The 20,975-nt window shown below is 30.4% G+C and carries 25 protein-coding genes; 20 read left to right on the forward strand and 5 right to left on the reverse strand.

The features are described from left to right. The first annotated feature begins 88 nt into the window (after positions 1-88). The 5 genes from glpK (at position 89) to hfq (ending at position 5,789) form a co-directional block, all read left to right on the forward strand. A complete protein-coding gene (gene glpK / locus CD121_RS04730) occupies positions 89-1,588 on the forward strand; it encodes a glycerol kinase GlpK (RefSeq protein WP_017638335.1) in 1,500 nt (499 codons plus the stop codon). 172 nt (positions 1,589-1,760) lie between these two features. Further along, positions 1,761-3,434, forward strand: a complete 1,674-nt coding sequence (locus tag CD121_RS04735) for a glycerol-3-phosphate dehydrogenase/oxidase (RefSeq protein WP_126567530.1) — start codon at positions 1,761-1,763, stop codon at positions 3,432-3,434. 238 nt (positions 3,435-3,672) lie between these two features. Continuing rightward, positions 3,673-4,608, forward strand: a complete 936-nt coding sequence (locus tag CD121_RS04740) for an alpha/beta hydrolase (protein WP_017638333.1) — start codon at positions 3,673-3,675, stop codon at positions 4,606-4,608. Between the two features lies 1 nt (position 4,609). Continuing rightward, positions 4,610-5,608: a tRNA (adenosine(37)-N6)-dimethylallyltransferase MiaA gene (miaA, locus tag CD121_RS04745; protein ID WP_029055425.1), complete on the forward strand. Its 999-nt coding sequence runs from the start codon at positions 4,610-4,612 to the stop codon at positions 5,606-5,608. After that, complete coding sequence (hfq, locus tag CD121_RS04750) at positions 5,562-5,789, forward strand: RNA chaperone Hfq (protein ID WP_017638332.1); 228 nt, start codon at positions 5,562-5,564, stop codon at positions 5,787-5,789. The genes miaA and hfq overlap by 47 nt, the downstream gene beginning before the upstream one ends. 246 nt (positions 5,790-6,035) lie before the next feature. On the opposite strand, the gene CD121_RS04755 is transcribed toward hfq, so the two are convergent. Next, positions 6,036-6,512, reverse strand: coding sequence for a glutathione peroxidase (locus CD121_RS04755; protein WP_029055424.1), 477 nt, complete (start codon positions 6,510-6,512; stop codon positions 6,036-6,038). 109 nt (positions 6,513-6,621) lie between these two features. Here CD121_RS04755 and hflX point away from each other — a divergent pair, with 109 nt between their 5' ends. From hflX to CD121_RS04800, 12 genes are all read left to right on the forward strand, one after another. Next, positions 6,622-7,863: a GTPase HflX gene (gene hflX, locus CD121_RS04760; RefSeq protein WP_185817744.1), complete on the forward strand. Its 1,242-nt coding sequence runs from the start codon at positions 6,622-6,624 to the stop codon at positions 7,861-7,863. A gap of 14 nt (positions 7,864-7,877) precedes the next feature. After that, entirely contained in the window at positions 7,878-9,116 is a 1,239-nt protein-coding gene (locus tag CD121_RS04765; RefSeq protein ID WP_126567532.1) for a methionine gamma-lyase family protein, read from the forward strand. A gap of 235 nt (positions 9,117-9,351) precedes the next feature. Beyond that, entirely contained in the window at positions 9,352-9,720 is a 369-nt protein-coding gene (locus CD121_RS04770) for a MerR family transcriptional regulator (RefSeq protein ID WP_026083534.1), read from the forward strand. 19 nt (positions 9,721-9,739) lie between these two features. After that, complete coding sequence (glnA, locus tag CD121_RS04775) at positions 9,740-11,080, forward strand: type I glutamate--ammonia ligase (RefSeq protein WP_017638327.1); 1,341 nt, start codon at positions 9,740-9,742, stop codon at positions 11,078-11,080. A 283-nt stretch (positions 11,081-11,363) separates the two neighbouring features. Further along, positions 11,364-11,486, forward strand: a complete 123-nt coding sequence (locus CD121_RS12370; RefSeq protein WP_096807801.1) for a hypothetical protein — start codon at positions 11,364-11,366, stop codon at positions 11,484-11,486. Between the two features lie 74 nt (positions 11,487-11,560). Continuing rightward, the gene (locus tag CD121_RS12500; RefSeq protein WP_096807800.1) at positions 11,561-11,671 is read left to right on the forward strand and encodes a hypothetical protein; all 111 of its coding nucleotides are present in this window, start codon (positions 11,561-11,563) and stop codon (positions 11,669-11,671) included. A 429-nt stretch (positions 11,672-12,100) separates the two neighbouring features. Then, entirely contained in the window at positions 12,101-13,417 is a 1,317-nt protein-coding gene (locus CD121_RS04780) for a minor capsid protein (RefSeq protein ID WP_126567562.1), read from the forward strand. Continuing rightward, positions 13,417-13,614 (forward strand): hypothetical protein, encoded by a 198-nt coding sequence (locus tag CD121_RS04785; RefSeq protein WP_046466630.1) that lies wholly within the window; start codon positions 13,417-13,419, stop codon positions 13,612-13,614. The genes CD121_RS04780 and CD121_RS04785 overlap by 1 nt, the downstream gene beginning before the upstream one ends. Positions 13,615-13,984: 370 nt before the next feature. Further along, a complete protein-coding gene (locus tag CD121_RS12220; protein ID WP_155979877.1) occupies positions 13,985-14,143 on the forward strand; it encodes a hypothetical protein in 159 nt (52 codons plus the stop codon). 69 nt (positions 14,144-14,212) lie between these two features. After that, positions 14,213-14,461: a hypothetical protein gene (locus CD121_RS04790; RefSeq protein ID WP_126567533.1), complete on the forward strand. Its 249-nt coding sequence runs from the start codon at positions 14,213-14,215 to the stop codon at positions 14,459-14,461. 54 nt (positions 14,462-14,515) lie between these two features. Next, positions 14,516-14,767 carry a hypothetical protein gene (locus CD121_RS04795; protein ID WP_029055417.1) on the forward strand — a complete coding sequence of 84 codons (252 nt, stop codon included), beginning with the start codon at positions 14,516-14,518 and terminating at the stop codon, positions 14,765-14,767. Positions 14,768-14,943: 176 nt separating this feature from the next. Beyond that, complete coding sequence (locus tag CD121_RS04800) at positions 14,944-15,141, forward strand: hypothetical protein (protein WP_017637898.1); 198 nt, start codon at positions 14,944-14,946, stop codon at positions 15,139-15,141. Between the two features lie 367 nt (positions 15,142-15,508). Here CD121_RS04800 and CD121_RS04805 read toward each other — a convergent pair whose 3' ends face one another. Then, on the reverse strand, positions 15,509-16,534 hold the full coding sequence (locus CD121_RS04805; RefSeq protein ID WP_017637899.1) for a threonine aldolase family protein: 1,026 nt from the start codon (positions 16,532-16,534) through the stop codon (positions 15,509-15,511). Positions 16,535-16,764: 230 nt separating this feature from the next. On the opposite strand from CD121_RS04805, the gene CD121_RS04810 reads away from it, so the two are divergent. Together CD121_RS04810 and cls are read left to right on the forward strand one after the other, a co-directional pair. Beyond that, entirely contained in the window at positions 16,765-16,968 is a 204-nt protein-coding gene (locus CD121_RS04810) for a hypothetical protein (RefSeq protein WP_017637900.1), read from the forward strand. A 30-nt stretch (positions 16,969-16,998) separates the two neighbouring features. Then, positions 16,999-18,480 (forward strand): cardiolipin synthase, encoded by a 1,482-nt coding sequence (gene cls, locus CD121_RS04815; RefSeq protein ID WP_046466631.1) that lies wholly within the window; start codon positions 16,999-17,001, stop codon positions 18,478-18,480. 77 nt (positions 18,481-18,557) lie between these two features. Here cls and CD121_RS04820 read toward each other — a convergent pair whose 3' ends face one another. Together CD121_RS04820 and CD121_RS04825 are read right to left on the reverse strand one after the other, a co-directional pair. Then, positions 18,558-18,746 (reverse strand): hypothetical protein, encoded by a 189-nt coding sequence (locus CD121_RS04820; RefSeq protein WP_017636441.1) that lies wholly within the window; start codon positions 18,744-18,746, stop codon positions 18,558-18,560. A gap of 203 nt (positions 18,747-18,949) precedes the next feature. Beyond that, positions 18,950-19,132 carry a hypothetical protein gene (locus CD121_RS04825; RefSeq protein ID WP_046466632.1) on the reverse strand — a complete coding sequence of 61 codons (183 nt, stop codon included), beginning with the start codon at positions 19,130-19,132 and terminating at the stop codon, positions 18,950-18,952. A 133-nt stretch (positions 19,133-19,265) separates the two neighbouring features. Between CD121_RS04825 and nucI the strand changes: the two genes are divergently transcribed. Next, entirely contained in the window at positions 19,266-19,796 is a 531-nt protein-coding gene (nucI, locus tag CD121_RS04830) for a thermonuclease NucI (protein ID WP_017636439.1), read from the forward strand. 74 nt (positions 19,797-19,870) lie between these two features. Here nucI and CD121_RS04835 read toward each other — a convergent pair whose 3' ends face one another. Further along, positions 19,871-20,731 (reverse strand): hypothetical protein, encoded by an 861-nt coding sequence (locus CD121_RS04835; protein WP_126567534.1) that lies wholly within the window; start codon positions 20,729-20,731, stop codon positions 19,871-19,873. Positions 20,732-20,975: the final 244 nt, after the last annotated feature.

Genomic DNA, 20,975 nt, shown 5'->3' on the forward strand with positions numbered 1-20,975 from the left:
TAAACATGATTCGTGAATATAAAATATAAATGATTAGTATTAATCATCTTTTATCTATATTTATGACATCAAAAGGAGTCAAATAATTATGGAAAAATACATTTTATCAATAGACCAGGGAACAACTAGTTCAAGAGCGATTTTATTTAATAAAGACGGAGAAATCAAAGGTGTAGCACAACGAGAATTCAAACAACATTTTCCACAATCTGGTTGGGTAGAACATGATGCTAATGAAATTTGGACATCTGTATTATCTGTAATGGCAGAAGTCATGAATGAACAAGATGTAAGAGCTGAGCAAATTGAAGGTATAGGTATTACAAACCAACGTGAAACAACAGTTGTATGGGATAAAAATACTGGCCGTCCAATTTACCATGCTATTGTATGGCAATCTCGTCAAACTCAAAGTATTTGTCATGATTTAAAAGAACAAGGTCATGAAGATTTATTCCGTGATAAAACTGGTCTTTTATTAGATCCGTATTTTGCTGGTACAAAAGTAAAATGGATTTTAGATAATGTTGAGGGTGCAAGAGAAAAAGCTAATAACGGTGATTTACTGTTCGGCACAATTGATTCTTGGTTAGTATGGAAGTTATCAGGTAGAGAAGCGCATATTACTGACTATACTAATGCTAGTCGTACATTAATGTTTAATATCCATGAATTAAAATGGGATAAAGAATTATTAGATATTCTAGAAGTTCCCGAAAACATGTTACCTGAAGTTAAACCTTCTAGTGAGGTATATGCACATACAGTGGATTATCACTTCTTTGGTCAAAATGTACCAATTGCTGGTATCGCAGGTGACCAACAAGCTGCTTTATTCGGTCAAGCATGCTTTGATCGTGGAGATGTGAAAAACACTTATGGTACTGGTGGTTTCATGTTAATGAACACTGGTGAAGAAGCGGTAAAATCTGACAGTGGTTTATTAACTACAATTGCATACGGTCTTGACGGTAAAGTAAATTATGCTTTAGAAGGATCAATCTTTGTTTCCGGTTCAGCAATTCAGTGGTTACGTGATGGATTAAGAATGATTAATTCAGCGCCACAAACTGAAAACTATGCTACACGTGTAGATTCAACTGAAGGTGTATATGTAGTTCCAGCATTCGTTGGTTTAGGAACACCTTATTGGGATTCTGAAGCAAGAGGCGCTATCTTTGGTTTAACACGTGGTACTGAAAAAGAACATTTCATCCGTGCAACATTAGAATCACTTTGTTATCAAACACGCGATGTTATGGAAGCGATGTCTAAAGACTCAGGCATCGAAGTTCAAAACTTACGTGTAGACGGTGGTGCAGTTAAAAATAACTTTATCATGCAATTCCAAGCTGATATTGTTGATACACCAGTTGAACGTCCAGAAATTCAAGAGACAACTGCGTTAGGTGCTGCTTATTTAGCTGGTTTAGCTGTAGGCTTCTGGGAAAGCAAAGATGATATTGCTAACAGATGGAAACTTGAAGAAGAATTCGAACCAAAAATGGAAGAAGAGCAACGCGCGAAACTATATAAAGGTTGGAAAAAAGCTGTAGAAGCTACACAAGTATTTAAACTAGAAGACTAGGAATTAATATATTAATAATTTGTAAGCATAAGATAGACTTGATTTTCTTATTTATGTTATACTTAAAATAAGTTAATAAAGAAATCGAGACATGAGAGATTTATTCGTACAATTAAATGGTAATTGTGGGATAAGTCTCTCTTTTTTTATACTAATTAGGAGGCGTTGAATTATGGGTTTATCAACACTTAAAAGGGATCACATAAAAAGAAATTTAAAAAATGAAGAATATGATGTTGTCATCGTTGGTGGCGGAATTACAGGTGCAGGGATTGCACTTGATGCATGTAACCGTGGAATGAAAGTAGCATTAGTAGAAATGCAAGACTTTGCACAAGGTACAAGTTCTCGTTCTACTAAATTAGTACATGGTGGGTTACGTTATTTAAAACAACTTCAAGTAGGTGTTGTAGCTGAAACAGGTAAAGAACGTGCCATTGTTTATGAAAATGGTCCACACGTAACAACTCCAGAATGGATGTTATTACCAATGCATAAAGGCGGTACATTCGGTAAATTTACTACTGCTATTGGTTTAACAATGTATGACTTTTTAGCAGGCGTTAAAAAATCAGAACGTAAAAAAATGCTATCTAAACAAGATACGCTTAATAAAGAACCATTAGTTAAACAAGATGGCTTAAAAGGTGGCGGTTATTATGTTGAATACCGCACAGATGATGCAAGATTAACAATCGAAGTTATGAAAAAAGCTGCCGAAAAAGGTGCTGAAATCATTAACTATACTAAATCAGAACATTTCACTTATGACTCAAATAAAAAAGTAAATGGTATTGAAGTCGTTGATATGATTGATAATGAAACTTATCCTATTAAAGCTAAAAAAGTTATTAACGCTTCAGGACCATGGGTTGATGAAGTAAGAAGTGGAGACTATGCAAGAAACAACAAACAATTACGTTTAACTAAAGGTGTTCATGTTGTTATTGATCAATCTAAATTCCCATTACAACAAGCAGTATACTTTGATACTGAAAAAGATGGCAGAATGATCTTTGCTATTCCTAGAGAAGGAAAAGCGTATGTTGGTACAACTGATACATTCTATGATAATGAAAAAGCTACACCATTAACTACTCAAGAAGATAGAGATTATTTAATCGAAGCTATTAATTACATGTTCCCATCAGTTAAAGTTAAAGATGAAGATATCGAATCAACTTGGGCTGGTGTACGTCCATTAATTTTAGAAGAAGGTAAAGATCCTTCAGAAATTTCTCGTAAAGATGAAGTTTGGGAAGGTGAATCTGGATTACTAACTATCGCTGGTGGTAAGTTAACAGGATACCGTCATATGGCATTAGAAATTGTAGATTTATTAGCTAAACGTCTTAAAAAAGAATACGGTTTAACATTCAAACCATGTGCAACTAAAGAATTAAAAATCTCTGGTGGTGACGTAGGCGGAAGTAAAAACTTCGACAATTTCGTTAAACAAAAAGTTGACGCAGCTAAAGGATTTGGCATTGACGAAGACGTTGCTTATCGTTTAGCAAGTAAATATGGTTCTAACGTTGACGATTTATTCAATATTGCTCAAACAGCACAATATCATAACAGTAAATTACCATTAGAAATTTATGTTGAATTAATTTATGGTATTCAACAAGAAATGGTATTTAAACCAACTGACTTCTTAGTACGTCGTTCTGGTAAATTATACTTTAATATTGATGATGTACTTAACTACAAAGATGCAGTTATTGATGTTTTAGCAGATATGCTTCAATATAGCGATGCTCAAAAACAAGCTTATACTGAAGAAGTAAATAAAGCGATTGATGAAGCACAATCAGGTAATAATCAACCTGCATTTAAAGAATAAATATCATGATGTTGAACTACTAGTATTGAGATATACTCTCAATACTAGTAGTTTTTTTATGCGAAATGTTATACTTTGTAATACAACTTTTTTTAATCAAAATAAACATCTTATAAGTAGATAACTATTTATTATGCATACAATTTGATTACAATGTTATCAAAAGGTATATTGAATATAATATGGTTGTTTAACGTAAATAATATAAATGAACTTTAGAAATTTTGGGGGTATATATGTGAGTCAAAGTCAATTCAATATCACAGTGGAAGATGGAACAATGATTGAAGTGAAAATAGACAAAGCAAATAATGAAACTATAGGCATTGTTCATCTTTTTCATGGTATGGCTGAGCATATGGATCGTTATGATGAATTAGTCAAAGCTTTAAATTTACAAGGCTATGATGTTATCAGACATAATCACAGAGGACATGGTAAAAATATTGATGAAAAAGAAAGAGGTCATTTTGATGATATGTCTCAAGTCGCTGCCGATGCATACGAAATAGTTGAAACGTTATACGATAGTCATTTTGAATTACCATACATTATTTTAGGTCATTCAATGGGCTCAATCATTGCAAGACTATTTGTAAAACAATACCCTCAATTTGCAGATGGTCTTATATTAACTGGTACAGGTATGTTCCCAAAATGGAAAGGCATTCCAACAATGATCCTGTTAAAATTACTTACAATTGTTGCTGGAAAACGTCGTCGTATTAGATGGGTTAATCGATTAATGAACAAATCATTCACCAAAAAAATTGACCAACCTGAGACAGAAAGTGATTGGCTTTCTACAAAAAGAGAAGAAGTTAATAAATTTATTGATGATGAATATTGTGGCTTCAGAGTATCTAATCAACTTATATATCAAACCGTTAAATACATGATGGATACTGCAAATGTAAAATCGTTAAAACAAATGAATCACAATCTGCCTATTCTTTTAATTTCAGGAAAAGACGACCCCTTTGGTGAATATGGTAAGGGAATTAAAAAATTAGGTAAAATTTATAAAAAAGCGGGTATTAAACATATCACCGTACAATTATATAAAAATAAACGGCATGAAATTTTATTTGAAGACGATTATTTGTCAACTTGGCAACATATGTTTGAATGGATTAAAAAACAAATTTTAAAGAAAAATAAAGTGAGTGAGTAGCATGAATAGTACAGATAAACCATTTCTAATCGTCATTGTTGGACCAACAGCATCCGGTAAAACAGAATTAAGTATAGAATTAGCCAAACGATGTAATGGCGAAATCATTAGCGGTGATTCAATGCAAGTATACAGACACATGGATATCGGTACTGCTAAGGTTACTAAAGAAGAAATGGATGGTATTCCACATCACTTAATTGATATATTAAATCCAGATGAATCATTCTCTGCTTATGCATTTAAAGAAAGAGCAGAAGCATGTATTAAAGATATAACTAATAGAGGTAAAACACCAATCGTTGCAGGTGGTACAGGATTATATATTCAGTCTTTACTTTATAACTATCAATTTGAAGACGAAACAGTATCAGAAGAGAAAATGAATGAAGTTAATACTAAATTAAAAGAATTGGAACAATTAAATAATATTGAATTACATGACTATCTAAATACATTTGACCCTGAATCTTCTTCGAATATACATCCAAATAATAGAAAAAGAGTATTGAGAGCGATAGAATATTATTTAAAAACAAAAAAACTTTTAAGTTATCGCAAGAAAGTTCAACAATTCACCGAAAATTATGATACATTATTATTAGGGATTGAAATGTCGCGTGAAACATTATATAAAAAAATAAATAAACGTGTTGATATTATGTTGAGCCACGGATTATTTAAAGAAGTGCAATACTTAGTTGAACAAGGTTATGAGTCAAGTCAAAGTATGCAAGCAATTGGATACAAAGAACTTATACCTGTTATTAAAGGGAACATGGATAAAGAAACAGCCATTGAAAAGTTAAAACAAAATTCGCGAAAATATGCGAAACGTCAATTGACTTGGTTTAAAAATAAAATGAACGTTCACTGGTTAGATAGAGAGAAAATGTCGCTTCAAATGATGTTAGATGAGATTACACCCCAAATAAATAAAAGGAGTACTGAACATGATTGCAAACGAAAACATCCAAGATCAAGCACTAGAGAACTTTAAATCAGAAAAAACAGAAGTTACTGTCTTCTTTCTAAATGGGTTCCAAATGAAAGGAACTATTGAAGATTTCGATGATCAGGTAATTCGTCTGGTTTCTCAAGGAAAACAACATCTGATTTACAAACATGCGATCAGCACTTTCATGATTGATGACGAAAATGAATCAACATCAGAAGAATAAGTAATAATTGAAGTGCATTAAAGCACAACTTTCAATGAACGTAGCAATAGTTACATACTAGTGGGAATGGTAACAGCACAATATTGGATTATTTTTGTTTCTAATATCATTCTCATGCGTGCTTTATCGTATTTGTATTAATTCATGTAAAAAAGCTTCAGTTAAAGCTGGCAGAGCTAACATTCAGCTCACGAAACCAACTTTAATTGAAGCTTTTAAATTTATAATTTTATTTTAGTAATCTGATTAAAGTAATTTTTCAATTTCATTTTCTAATTGTGCTGGTTTTTTCTGTGGAGAGAAACGTTTAACCACATTACCATTACGATCAATTAAAAATTTTGTGAAATTCCATTTAATTTTTTCATTAAACATACCGTGTTGAGCATCTGTTAAGAAACGGAATAATGGATGTTGATTATCACCTTTAACATCGATTTTTTGATGAATAGGGAAAGTAACACCATAATTCAATTTACAATTCTGTGCAGCTTCTTCACCTGAACCAGGTTCTTGCCCACCAAATTGATTACATGGGAATCCTAAAATAATAAATTTTTGATCTTTATATTTTTCATATAGATGTTGTAATCCTTCAAATTGAGGTGTGAAACCACACTCACTTGCAGTATTAACGATTAACATAACATAATCTTTATAATCTTCTAACTTGTATGTTTCACCAGTATTTTTTTCTACTACGAAATCATAAATATTTTCCATAATACCACCCTTTCGAATTACTTACAATTTAACATAATATGGACGAATAGTCTTTATATTGGCACTATGATAAAATACTTAAGAAGAAAATATAAAGGAGATGTATATCATGGCACAGCTATCAACGCATGATACAAAGAAAAAATTGGAAACGGCTGTACTAATCGGTGTACATGCTCAAAATGATAATCAATTTAATTTTGAATCAACAATGGAAGAATTAGAAGCTTTATCAGAAACTTGCCAATTAAATGTAAAAGGTCAAATTACTCAAAATAGAGAACAAGTAGACCATAAATACTATGTTGGAAAAGGGAAAATTGAAGAAATACAAGCTTTTATAGAATTTCATGATATTGATGTCGTAGTAACGAATGATGAATTAACGACAGCTCAATCTAAAACATTAAATGGTAATTTGGGCATTAAGATTATCGATAGAACACAGTTAATACTTGAAATATTTGCACTAAGAGCTAAAAGTAGAGAAGGTAAATTACAAGTTGAACTTGCACAACTTGATTATTTATTACCTAGATTACAAGGACATGGACGTAGCTTATCACGTCTTGGTGGTGGGATTGGAACTAGAGGTCCTGGTGAAACGAAACTTGAGATGGATCGTCGACATATTCGCACTAGAATGAATGAAATTAAACATAAATTACAAACGGTAGTAGAACACAGAGATCGTTATCGTAGTAAACGTGAACAGAATCAAGTATTTCAAATTGCTTTAGTAGGTTATACCAATGCTGGTAAATCATCATGTTTTAATGTACTTGCTAATGAAACAACTTATGAAAAGAATCAATTGTTCGCCACATTAGATCCTAAAACAAGACAAATTCAAATCAATGAAGGCTTTAACTTAATTATTTCTGATACAGTTGGATTTATACAAAAGTTACCTACTACATTAGTTGCTGCTTTTAAATCAACGTTAGAAGAAGCAAAAGGTGCAGATTTATTATTACATGTGGTAGACGCTAGTCATTCAGAATATCGCTCACAATATGATACGGTTAATCAATTAATTAAACAATTAGATATGGATCAAATTCCACAAGCCGTTATTTTTAATAAAAAAGACCAGTGTGATAGTCAAATGGATTTACCAGTTTCAAACAATCCATATGTATTTGTATCAAGTCGCTACGATAGTGACAAAGATAAAGTTAAAGACTTATTAATTAATCAAATTAAAGATAATTTAACTTACTATGAAGAAACTGTACCAAGTTCGGATGCTGATCGATTATATTTCTTAAAACAACATACATTAGTAAGTGAATTATATTTTAATGAAAATCATGAGACATATGAAATTAAAGGATATAAAAAAATATAAAGGAAGTTAGCAAGATGACAGATATGACAAGTCTTATTGAAGACGTTGAAAATACATTATCTCCATATTTTAAAGAAATTGAACGTGTTGCTTTAATTAATCAGGAAAAAGTTTTAGACGCGTTTCATACGGTGAAAGCGACAGAAAGTGACTTATTAGGTACGACTGGTTATGGGTACGATGATTTTGGTAGGGATCATTTAGAAGAAATATATGCTAAAACATTTAAAGCCGAAGATGCCATCGTACGTCCACAAATTATTTCTGGTACTCATGCAATCACATTAGCATTACAAAGTAATTTAAAATATGGTGATGAATTATTATATATCACTGGAAGTCCTTACGATACGTTATTAGAAGTTATAGGCGTGAACGGAAACGGGATTGAAAGTTTAAAAGAACATGGTGTCACATATAATGAAGTTGCATTAAATGAAGGTAAAATTGATATACCAGAGGTTCTGAAATCTATTAATAAACAAACTAAAGTTGTGGCAATACAACGTTCTAAAGGTTATGATCAACGACCATCTATTCCAGTTGATGAAATAAAAGAAGCAATAGAAGCAATTAAACAACAATATCCTGACGTAATTATTTTTGTAGATAATTGTTATGGTGAATTTGTTGAAGAACAAGAACCTATCGAAGTAGGCGCTGATTTAATTGCTGGTTCATTAATTAAAAATCCTGGTGGTGGGCTAGCTAAAATTGGAGGTTATATCGCAGGGAGAAAAGATTTAATAGCGCGTTGCGGTTATAGACTTACTGCCCCAGGTATTGGTAAAGAAGCGGGCGCCTCTTTAAATTCATTACAAGAAATGTATCAAGGTTTCTTCCTAGCACCACACGTTGTAAGTCAAAGTTTAAAAGGTGCTTTATTTACTAGTCTATTATTAGAAAAATTAAATATGACAACATCACCAAAATATAATGTTAAACGTACTGATTTAATACAAACAGTGACATTTGATACAAAAGAACAGATGATATCATTTTGTCAGAGTATACAACATGCGTCACCAATTAATGCACACTTTAGTTCTGAGCCAAGCTATATGCCAGGATATGAAGATGACGTGATTATGGCAGCAGGTACATTTGTACAAGGGTCTTCAATTGAATTATCTGCTGATGGTCCTATACGAGAACCATATGAAGCTTATGTTCAAGGTGGATTAACATATGAACATGTTAAACTAGCAGTCACACGAGCAGTCAAACAATTAAAAGAACAAGGGCTTGTGTAACATTGAGATAATCTCGGAGTAATTTAAAACTTCGAGATTTTTCTTATTTTATCAGAAAATTTTAAATTTATTTTTCGGAATATAGGGTATTTGGTTAAAAAGAGATACTTTTAGGGTTGGAAAATGCAATAAAATCAGTATTTTGAGAGCATATGTCAGAAAACCTAACATATTTTTGTAATATGAGTTAAACTATGCTAAATTAAGTACAAGTTCAAAAGTGGAGGAGAGGTTATTGATGTCTAATGATTCAATCAGACGAAATATGGCCGTATTCTCCATGAGTGTTGTTAGTCAATTAACGGAATTAAGTCCAAGACAAATTCGTTACTATGAAACACATGAACTAGTTATGCCGGCAAGAACTGAAGGAAATAAGAGATTATTTTCGCTGAATGATTTGGAAAGATTATTAGAAATTAAATCTTTAATTGAAAAAGGATTTAATATTAAAGGTATTAAACAAATTATTCATAATCAACAAAATCACTTAACATCAGACGAACAAGAAACTAGAAAAAGAATGATTGTAGATGCAACTCAAAAACCACATGGCGAAACTTTGCCAATAAATCGAGGAGATTTATCCCGATTTATAAAATAAAATTTGGAGGATTTTAAGTATGCCTAAACGTAGTTTTACAAAAGATGATATTCGTAAGTTTGCTGAAGAAGAGAACGTAAGATATTTAAGATTACAATTCACAGATATATTAGGAACAATTAAAAATGTTGAAGTACCAGTAAGCCAATTAGAGAAAGTATTAGATAACGAAATGATGTTCGATGGATCATCTATCGAAGGTTTCGTACGTATCGAAGAATCTGACATGTACTTACAACCTGACTTAGATACATGGGTAATCTTCCCATGGACAGCTGGTCAAGGTAAAGTTGCACGTTTAATCTGTGACGTATACAAAACAGATGGTACACCATTTGAAGGTGACCCACGTAATAACTTAAAACGTGTATTGAGAGAAATGGAAGATTTAGGTTACACAGATTTCAACTTAGGACCTGAACCAGAATTCTTCTTATTCAAATTAGATGAAAAAGGCGAACCAACATTAGAATTAAATGATGATGGTGGTTACTTCGACTTAGCACCAACAGACTTAGGTGAAAACTGTCGTCGTGATATCGTTCTTGAATTAGAGGACATGGGCTTTGATATCGAAGCAAGTCACCATGAGGTTGCACCTGGACAACATGAAATTGACTTTAAATATGCAGATGCGATAACAGCATGTGATAATATCCAAACATTTAAATTAGTTGTTAAAACAATCGCTCGTAAACATAACTTACATGCGACATTTATGCCAAAACCATTATTCGGTGTAAACGGAAGCGGAATGCACTTTAACGTATCATTATTCAAAGGTAAAGAAAATGCATTCTATGATCCAAATGGCGAAATGGAATTAACAGATACAGCTTACCAATTTACAGCTGGTATTCTTAAAAATGCACGTGGATTCACTGCAGTTTGTAACCCATTAGTAAACTCATACAAACGTTTAGTTCCAGGTTACGAAGCACCATGTTACATTGCATGGAGTGGTAAAAACCGTTCACCATTAGTACGTGTACCATCTTCAAGAGGTTTATCTACTCGTGTTGAAGTACGTTCAGTAGACCCAGCAGCTAACCCATACATGGCATTAGCAGCAATCTTAGAAGCTGGACTAGACGGTATTAAAAACAAATTAGAAGTTCCTAAACCAGTAAACCAAAATATTTACGAAATGAATCGCGAAGAACGTGAAGCTGTAGGTATTGAAGACTTACCTTCAACACTATACACTGCGTTAAAAGCTATGCGTGAAAATCCAACAATCAAAAAAGCTTTAGGTAATCATATCTATAACCAATTCCTTAATTCAAAATCAATTGAATGGGATTACTATAGAACTCAAGTTTCTGAATGGGAACGCGAGCAATATATGAAACAATACTAAAGCGCTAAACAACATTGGGGAATATAGTAATATCAAGGGCTAGAGCATTTTTGCTTTAGCTCTTTTTTTGTTTAGGAAGGTGGGATTTTACTTGACCACTTATGTTTAAAAAATGAATTTGGTCAAGTAAGTATTAAAAAATATTCTTAATATACTTCTCAAAATTGTCTTTAGCATTTTCATTCATTATTAAATTTTTAATGCTTAAATGGTATATACTAAGATTGTATATGTAAGAAAAAGAGATACCTTATAATGCTATTGTGTTAGGGTGTGAAATGCCTTGACCAAGATAATAATAAAACTCCTAGAATATCCAGTGTGGGTAGCACTGATTATTCCAGGAGTAATAAAAGAGCTTAGACTATGGCATCTCGGTTACTTGGACCGGAAGCCTAAAATATAAGCTTAATGATTATCGGAGCCATAAAGCTCCTCCTTACACAATTATAATATAATATTTTTCAGAGGTTTTCAATTGTGACAATTCAAATTTATTTATCTTTATGTACTTTATGCCTTCCATTATTGCTTTTTGTTGGCAGAAAGATCCATTTTTATTATCTTGATAAAAAGAATGGAAGTAGATAAAATGGTGGATTAAAAAATAATGTAAATACTATTAAATAGTGTAATATCTGGTTATTAAATTCATAAAACTATTGTTATATTAAAATGGTATTTATTTGATTAGGTAAAGTGAAAATACTATTTAATGTGTATATATTTGAAAATGTCAAAAAGAGTTTATAAATATCAAAAAGAATTAGAAAAATTTTAAAAATATATAGAAAGGCGGACGTATAATAACGTTTGTATTTAGGTGGAAATTGTGAAAGTAACTGTAAATGTAAGAAAAACCACAAAAACAGAAAAATTAGATTTCTTAGTTGGATCACTTGTGGTTGTTAGTATCATTCTATTAATTAAATATCTAAACTAAAGATTTAACTAGACGTGTCATCAGATGATGCGTCTTTTTTAATTTCCAAATATTGGCTAGAACGTGCTAAAAACGTCATGGACGCTGAATCTTTAATTGATGCACAAGCAATCATTGAAATTGAACGTATCATTCTATTGATGTATGCCGAAATTACAAAAGAATTATTAGCTTTTTATGCAAAATATGCCAAAGATACTGGACTGAGTATTCAAGAAGTTAAGAAAATGGCTGATTCATTTGATGTACTAGCATTTAGTAACAAAGCGAAACAATTTGTTGAGCGTAAAGATTTCAGTGAAGAGGCGAATCAATCGCTCAAACAATACAACTTAACGATGAAAATCTCTAGAGAAAAACTGTTAAAGCAGCAGCTAGATTTGATTGTGAAAGATTCTAGTTTAAATCTTCAAAATAAAATTGAGGATAAGCTAAGTGACGCAGTTAATAGAGAAGTAAAGAGACAAGCACATATTCTAGGTGAACATGTTCAAATTGATGACACTGAAGTGAAAGCAGTCGTTAATAGTAATTTCAAAGGTGTTAAATGGTCTACTAGATTATGGAATGATATGGAACTTGTTCAAAAGGAAGTTGAGAGGGTAACAAGTCATGTCGTTATTCGAGGTCGACATCCTAATGAATTTGTTTCTGAGTTTAAAAAGCAAACCAATTCTACTTCTTATAACGCCAGTAGATTATTAGTAACCGAATCAGCACGTGTACAAACAGAATCACAAAAGATAGCTTATCTTAAAGATTTAGGTGAAGATGGCGAATATAAATATGTTGCCAAAATAGATAGTAAAACATCTAAATTATGTCATTCACTCAATGGTAAAACATTTAAAGTTAAAGATATGGTTCCAGGTGTGAATGCGCCACCTATGCATCCTTGGTGTAGAAGTACAACAGTGCCACATGTCGACAGTTGGCGAGACAAGTTCTTTAAAGAACGTGAAGGTAAATATCAAGTAGAGAATAAAGAGTCCGAAAAAGAAAAATTACAAGAAAAAGCTAAAAAAGAAATGCTTGAAATGATTGAAAGTGGTAAAATAAAAATAGAAATAAATCCTGAAAAACAGAATAGACATAACAAAAATCATCAATTGTTTAAAAATAGTAAAAGACAAGCAATAATAAATAATTATTTATTACCAAGTTATACTACTGTATCAATTCAAAAACTTAATGAATTATTAACAGACAAAGTAGGGACGGGTGAAATTTTATTATTAAGAGATAAGTTTAATCAAAAAGAGATAATAGATTTTGAATTTGTAATTGGAAAATCATTTGTAGGAGGTAATTATATAGATACAACTTTTGAAAAAGTACATTATTCTAGAACAGGAACACATGTAGTTCCATATGTTAAAAAGGAGGTTGAATAATGAGAATAGCAAGGGCCTATGGTCATAAAGTTAAAGTAATTTTAAAAGATAATAATAATATAATTGGAAATGTCATTAATTTTGAAAACCCAATCGAAAGTGATACTGGAAATTTCGTAATGGACTTAGATACCTCAATGGGTATATATTCTATAGATGACTCTGAAATTAAGGACATACAAATAATTACAAAATAGCATCCTTTCTACACAAATATATAGAAAGTGGTGCTATTTTTATATATTATTTTAACCTTCCAATGTGAAGGTTATTTTTTATTGTCCAAAACGTGCTGATGACATTTTAGTATCCAATTAACTTTAGAAATTGTAATTGAATACCACAACTAAAAAAATAACTATTGTAGTTATTATATATATTTATAATATAATATTTTTATAAAATTTTCAGTATTCAAAGGTGTTTAAATAGTTTTTACATAACTAGATGGAAATATAATAATGAAAGAATTACGTGAAATTTTGGACAACGAAATTAAGATAGATAAAAAAAGAGAAAGAAAAAGAACAATGATTTTCAAAACAAAATTCAAAATGAGCTGATTATATGAAGAAGCCTATATTAAGGTTAGATGGTGAGATGACAAAAGAAGAACTATTTGATTTTTTAAATATAGATATCGAAGAATATTCGGTCGAAAAGAAACAAGAAAACGAAATGAAAGAATTGACTGATGAAGACTCAATTAAAACTATAGATGAATGAGTAATTTTTAAAATTAATAGTAGGTTAATAGGTAATGTTATTAGTTTTGTTGATCAGAGGTGAAAGTGATTGCTAACTTTAAAAATTAAAGAAATAAATGATAAAAGTGTTACATATAAATATTATCCAAATGATGATGAAAATATTAAAACTGGTGTTATTCAAATGGATATAGATAGTCTTCAAATTCTCAATGCCAAAAAATCTGGTATTGAGAATAATACAATAGATAATTATTTCATACATGCAATTGATAGAATACACACGAATACTAATAAGCGATTATTTCCTGATTCTGAACTTGTAGCATGGGGATAAAACACTTATACAGTGATTTAGCTTATTTTTTAATTATTTAAAGGAGTAAAAATTATGGTAGAATTATACAAAGTCAAAGAAAGTGACAATCAAATTGAATATAAATATTTGCCTGAAAATAAAATAAGCAATGGATATGGCCAAGTAATAGTAAATAAAAATAATAATAGAGTTGATAGTTATACTTTGTCGAAATTAGAAATAGATAATGATATTTTGATATATAGAAATCATGTGTATCATGCTATTAAAAAATTTAATATGAATGGTTATTTTCCAGAAAAATATACTGTTGCTTGGTATTAAAATATATATGTGGGTGATATAAATGGTAATACTACAATTAGATGGTAATATACCTATAGAGGATTTAATAGAAGACTTGCAAGAGGATTTGAAAAAATTAAATGAAGAAAATGAATAGTAACAACAATCAGAATTAAGATATGATTTATATTCTTATAAAAATGTAGGTGAGAATATTGCATATAAGAGATGCTTATGGTCATAATGTAAAGGTAATTTTAACAAATGGAGATGAATTAAAAGGTAGAGTAATTGATTATGAAAACCCATTAGAAACAGACACTGGCAATTATGATATGGATCTTAAGACAGATTTGTGTACATACTCTATTGATGAATCCGATATAAAACAAATTGAAATTATAGAAAAGTAAATTTTATTAGGAAGTGGTTATTATGCATTTTGCACAGTTAGATGGTGAAATAACCAATAAATAGTCGCAAGAATTATTGGAAAAAGAATATAAGAAAGCGATAGAATTAGAAAAACAAAAAATCAAAAGATTAGTAGCATCCTTTCAGCATAGATAAAGAGAAAGTGATGCTATTTATATATTCTTTTAACTTTCCAATGTAAAGGTTATTTTTTATTACCCAAAACATACTGATGACAATAAAATACAAAATAGATATCAACTTTCTCAAACATATATACTTACTAAACTTCCTAACCATTAATTCAAATAAAAAAGCATCACTCCACAATAGAATGATGCCCTCTTTAATACCTATATGTATCTACTATATCAACGCTAACAATTGATCTACATTTTCTTCAGTTGTTGCCCAGCTTGTCGCAAATCTTACAACTCGATGTTGATCATCGTATTTTTCCCAAATTGCGAATTTCACTTTTTGCTCTAGTTCTGAAATTTTCTCATTACTTAATATAAAGAATTGTTGATTTGTAGGTGAATCAAAATATAATTGATAACCTTTTTCTAGGAATCCGGCTTTCATTTTATTTGCCATTTCAATTGCATGACGGCTAATTTTGAAATACAAATCATCATTAAATAACTCAAGAAATTGAATTCCTGTTAATCTTCCTTTAGCTAATAAAGCACCGTGATGCTTAATACGTGTTGTAAATTGTTTTGGTTCATTTTGTTTTGTAAATACTATTGCTTCTCCGCAAAGTGCACCAATTTTTGTACCACCAATATAAAATATATCGCAATACTTAGCTACGTCTTCAATAGTTAAGTCTGATTGATCGCTCATTAATCCATATCCTAATCTTGCGCCATCCATAAATAGAGGGAGATTGTGTTTTTGACATACTTTAGATAAAGATTCTAATTCTGGTTTTGTATATAAAGTACCATACTCGGTTGGATGTGAAATATAGACCATTCCTGGAAATACCATGTGATCACGTTTGAAATCACTATTGAAAGTGTCTAAATAGTCCTCAACACCTTTTGCAGTTATTTTTCCTTCAGACGAAGGTATAGCTAAAACTTTATGCCCACTATATTCGATAGCTCCACCTTCATGTACAGCAACATGTCCTGTGTCCGCTGAAATTACACCTTCATAACTTTCTAGTACTGAATTAATGACAACTTGATTTGTTTGTGTCCCACCGACAAGAAATCGAACAGTTGCTTCAGGACAATTGATTCTATTTTTAATTTGTTGGATTGCTTGTTCTGTAAAATGATCGAATCCATATCCTGCTGCTTGGACTCTATTTGTTTCTACTAAACGATTTAATACTTTTTCATGTGCACCTTCTAAATAATCATTTTCAAAAGATAGCATTTACTTTCCCTCCAATAAATCAGTGAAATACTTTTTCAAATAAGCGATATTTTTCTTATTACTTACACGAATGAATATATTATTATCTTATTTTAAATTTATTTCAAATATATTCCGAACAATATAATTTTAATGCGAATCGTATTGACCTGGTTAAACTTCAATATTAATTGAATTATTAATGAAAAAGACTTATCATTTAATCATCAAAGTGAAAAGGGGAATTGAATATGGAACAAATTAAATTTAAAACTTTTATAGAAAGTAGCTTAGATAAATTAGAAAATAGTGTGAATCAATATTTACAATCAGATGAAGGTGCAAGTTATAAGTTATTAAATATTACGATTAAAGAGACTGAAGAACACAGATTTCCAAATATTGAAGAAGATTTTAATGCGGTTGTGACTTTAGTTAAAAATGATAAAAATTAAAAGATAAAATGTTGTTAGGAGATTATGTTTATGGAACTAAGGTTTTCTCATGATTTGGGTATGCTATTTACAATATTATTAGTTATAGGTTTTGTAATTAATATTATTTTAGCGTTTATAATTATATTTTTAGAAAGAAATCGTCGTAGTGCTAGTTCAACTTGGGCATGGCTATTTGTATTATTTGTATTACCATTAATTGGTTTTATTCTATATTTATTCTTCGGACGCACAGTGTCTAAAAGAAAATTAGATAAAAATAATGGTAATGAATTAGATGCATTTAATGAGCTCATAGACAAACAAATCAAAGAATTTGATGAAAAAACTTATGATACCGACAATCAATTAGTAAAGAAACATCATGATTTAGTTCGAATGTTATTAATGAACCAAGATGGTTTTATTACTGAAAATAACCATCTAGATTTATTTACTGATGGACATGAACTTTATGATCAAATGCTTGAAGATATTCGCAATGCGAAAGATTACATACATTTAGAATATTTTGGATTTGAGTTAGATGGTTTAGGTCAACGTATTATCAAAGCCTTGGAAGAAAAACTTAAAGAAGGATTAGAAGTTAAGCTACTATATGATGATGTTGGATCTAAAAAAATAAGTAGAGCTAATTTTAAACATTTCAATGAGCTAGGTGGAGAAGTGGAAGCATTCTTTGCCTCTAAATTACCTATCATTAACTTTAGAATGAATAACCGTAATCACCGTAAAATTGTTGTTATCGATGGCCAAGTTGGTTATATTGGTGGGTTTAATGTAGGTGATGACTATTTAGGTTTAGGTAAATTAGGTTACTGGAGAGATACTCATTTTAGAATTAAAGGGAATGCTGTAGATGGATTGCAAACACGATTTATGATGGATTGGAATTCTCAAGCACATAGACCTCAATTTGAATATAATGATAAGTATTTTCCGAAGAAACAAGTACAAGATGGACATGTACCAATGCAAATTGTGGCAAGTAGTCCAGCGGAAGATTGGCATCAAATTGAATTTGGTTATACTAAAATGATTATGAGTGCTAAGAAATCTATTTATATTCAAACACCTTATTTTATACCAGATAATTCTTATATTAATGCCATCAAAATGGCTGCAGCTACTGGTATCGAAGTACATATGATGATTCCTAGTAAGCCTGACCATCCATTCGTATACTGGGCTACATTTGCTAATGCAGCACAGTTATTAGAAAGTGGAGTACATATCTACACTTACGAAAATGGATTCTTACATTCTAAAGTATGTTTAATTGATGATGAAGTTGTTTCTGTAGGGTCTGCTAATATGGACTATAGAAGTTTCGAACTTAACTTTGAAGTTAATGCATTTGTTTATGATGAAAAAATGGCTAAAAAGATCAAGCATGCATATAAAGAAGACATTAAAAAGTCAAATGAACTTACACTAGAAGGATATAAAAATCGTTCTCTAAAAATTAAGATTAAAGAAGATTTGGCGAAATTAATTTCACCAATATTATAACCTTAGAATCTGTCACATAAAGTGGCAGATTTTTTATTTTACGATATTAATATTATGTTAACTATAATATGAAAGTTTTAAGAGTAAAGGATGGCTTTAGATGATCCATTTTTCTTATCTACGTGTGTAGATAGCAATTTTAATATTTCAATGGCTCTGTAAGTGGGTGTTTCAATACTTAAAGTATGTTCAAAGGTGTGGTTTTGAGCAGTTTTAACGCGATAGGTTACTTGGTGGCTATCAATGATACAATCAATAATTTCCATTTTTCCTCCTTTTAAAGTCTTAAGAATTGGAATTAAGCGGTTTATTAATGTATATATACCACTAAAATTTAAAATTATTCACTAATTCTTTATTTAAATATTAAATTTGTACAGTTAAATAAATTAAAAACAGACAATTGAATTAAACATCAATTGTCTGCTTTAAAATACGTGTGTTATAAGGTTTTTTCATTACTATTAGGTTATCTTTTTCTTTTGTTCATAAAATTAGTTATTAAATAAACAATAAACCCTACAAAGATACCTAAAAAGATTGAAACTACTGCAGATACAATAGTTGGAAATTTAAATGCAACTTGCATCACAATACCTACAAGCACTGCTACAATAACAGCTATAAGTGTAACTCTATTTTCACTAGACATACGGGTTATTCACTCCTAACATACAGTATTATACCACGGTAATCATTAATTAAAAATTCATAATTAATATTGACGCTATGTTTATTTTTCATTATGATTAGTCAGGATAAAAAAGTAAGAATGGGTGACATCAATGAAATCAAAAAAATCTCTATCAACACTCGCGTTGGTAATTATAGCTATCTTTGTATTATTGTTTCAATATATTAATCATTCAGGACCATTTAGTGGTAATCAATCTGAAGTTTCTAGTACGGATTTAAAAGGAAAAGAAAAAGTTCATGTAGAAAGAGTCGTTGACGGAGATACCTTTGTCGCCAAACAAGGTAATAAAAGTATTAAAGTGAGATTAATCGGTGTAGATACACCTGAAACTGTCAAACCTAATACGCCAGTTCAACCTTATGGAAAAGAAGCGTCTAATTATAGTAAGAAAACATTATCTGATAAAGATGTATATCTAGAATATGATAAAGAAAAGAATGATAGATACGGTAGAACCTTAGCATACGTATGGTTAGATAAAGACCATATGTTTAACAAGGAGTTAGTTGATAAAGGATTAGCAAGAGAGAAATACTTTGCACCGAATGGTAAGTATAGAGATATGTTTATTAAAGCTCAAAATGAAGCTAAGAAAAAGAAAGTTAATCTTTGGAGTTAAATAGATAAAATAATAAATAAAAGACCAGTTCAAAATGATTAAATGTTTTGAACTGGTCTTTTGGTATGTCCACTTTAATTGAATTGTTCGGTAATTTGATTCACTTGATCTTCGGTCAATGGATGTTTTGATAAATGAACTGCATCTTTGATTACTTTTTCTAAAGAAGATTTTGTTGATACAGTGTCTACGTATTTATCGCTTTCTCCAGAACCTTCGATAATATTTACTGATCCATCGTTAAAGTAGATGACACCAATACTTTGAATCTTAAAGTTAAATTGTCCTTCAATTTGGTCTTTAAGCGCTTTAGCGTTATTAGCAGCTTGTTGATATGGATCATAATCATAAAATTCAAAAATAACACGGTTATCTTGAAGGGTTTCGATAAATGTATATACGCCTTCAAGAGTTGTATTAAATTGTTCATGATATTGTTCACTAATGTAATGACCTACTATTTTGTCTCTATCTAAAGGTTGTTGATCCTTATCGATATGTTTATCTGGAACATCGAAATGATAGAACGTTTTTTGGTTCCAATGTTTAACATCGACATTGATTAAACCAACGTCTGTTACAATAATGAAATCGAAAGATCTCACATATTCAAATAAAGGATGTTTTGTTGCCAAATTACTTGTAGTAATGATGTTATAGAATTTTAGTTGATCATCCTCGATAAATTTGTCCAAAATACCTCTTAAATCACGTTTAGCATTTTTTAAAGCGTGAGGACTAATGTCTTTGTTAGTACTAAGCATTTGATTTTTTAAAGAAAGATTTTCTTCACTTAAAGCTGAATTTTTTGCAACGATTTGATTTTTAGCGTATTCTTCTGTTTCAACTCTACTTTTTAAATACTGTTGATTCAAGAAAAATACAATAATCAAAACAATGATGATAATTATTAGAATTATCGATAATGTTGACATAATTTTCACCCGAATCTCTTTAATTTTTAAATAAAAAATACAAATGAATGATTACGATAAATATATTTAATTTTAAAGTAACGCAAACATAAATATTATCGTAATTACACACTTGATAACACAATATAAATTATAAACTTCCGGTTAATGATGTTCAATCTATAGCAGGTGAAATTAAGAATATTGTATGAACTTTTAATCTAAAACTTCCTATAATTTAATATGATGGGTGTAATATTTTACG

This window comes from Staphylococcus pasteuri (assembly GCF_003970495.1).
GTDB classification, from domain to species: domain Bacteria; phylum Bacillota; class Bacilli; order Staphylococcales; family Staphylococcaceae; genus Staphylococcus; species Staphylococcus pasteuri.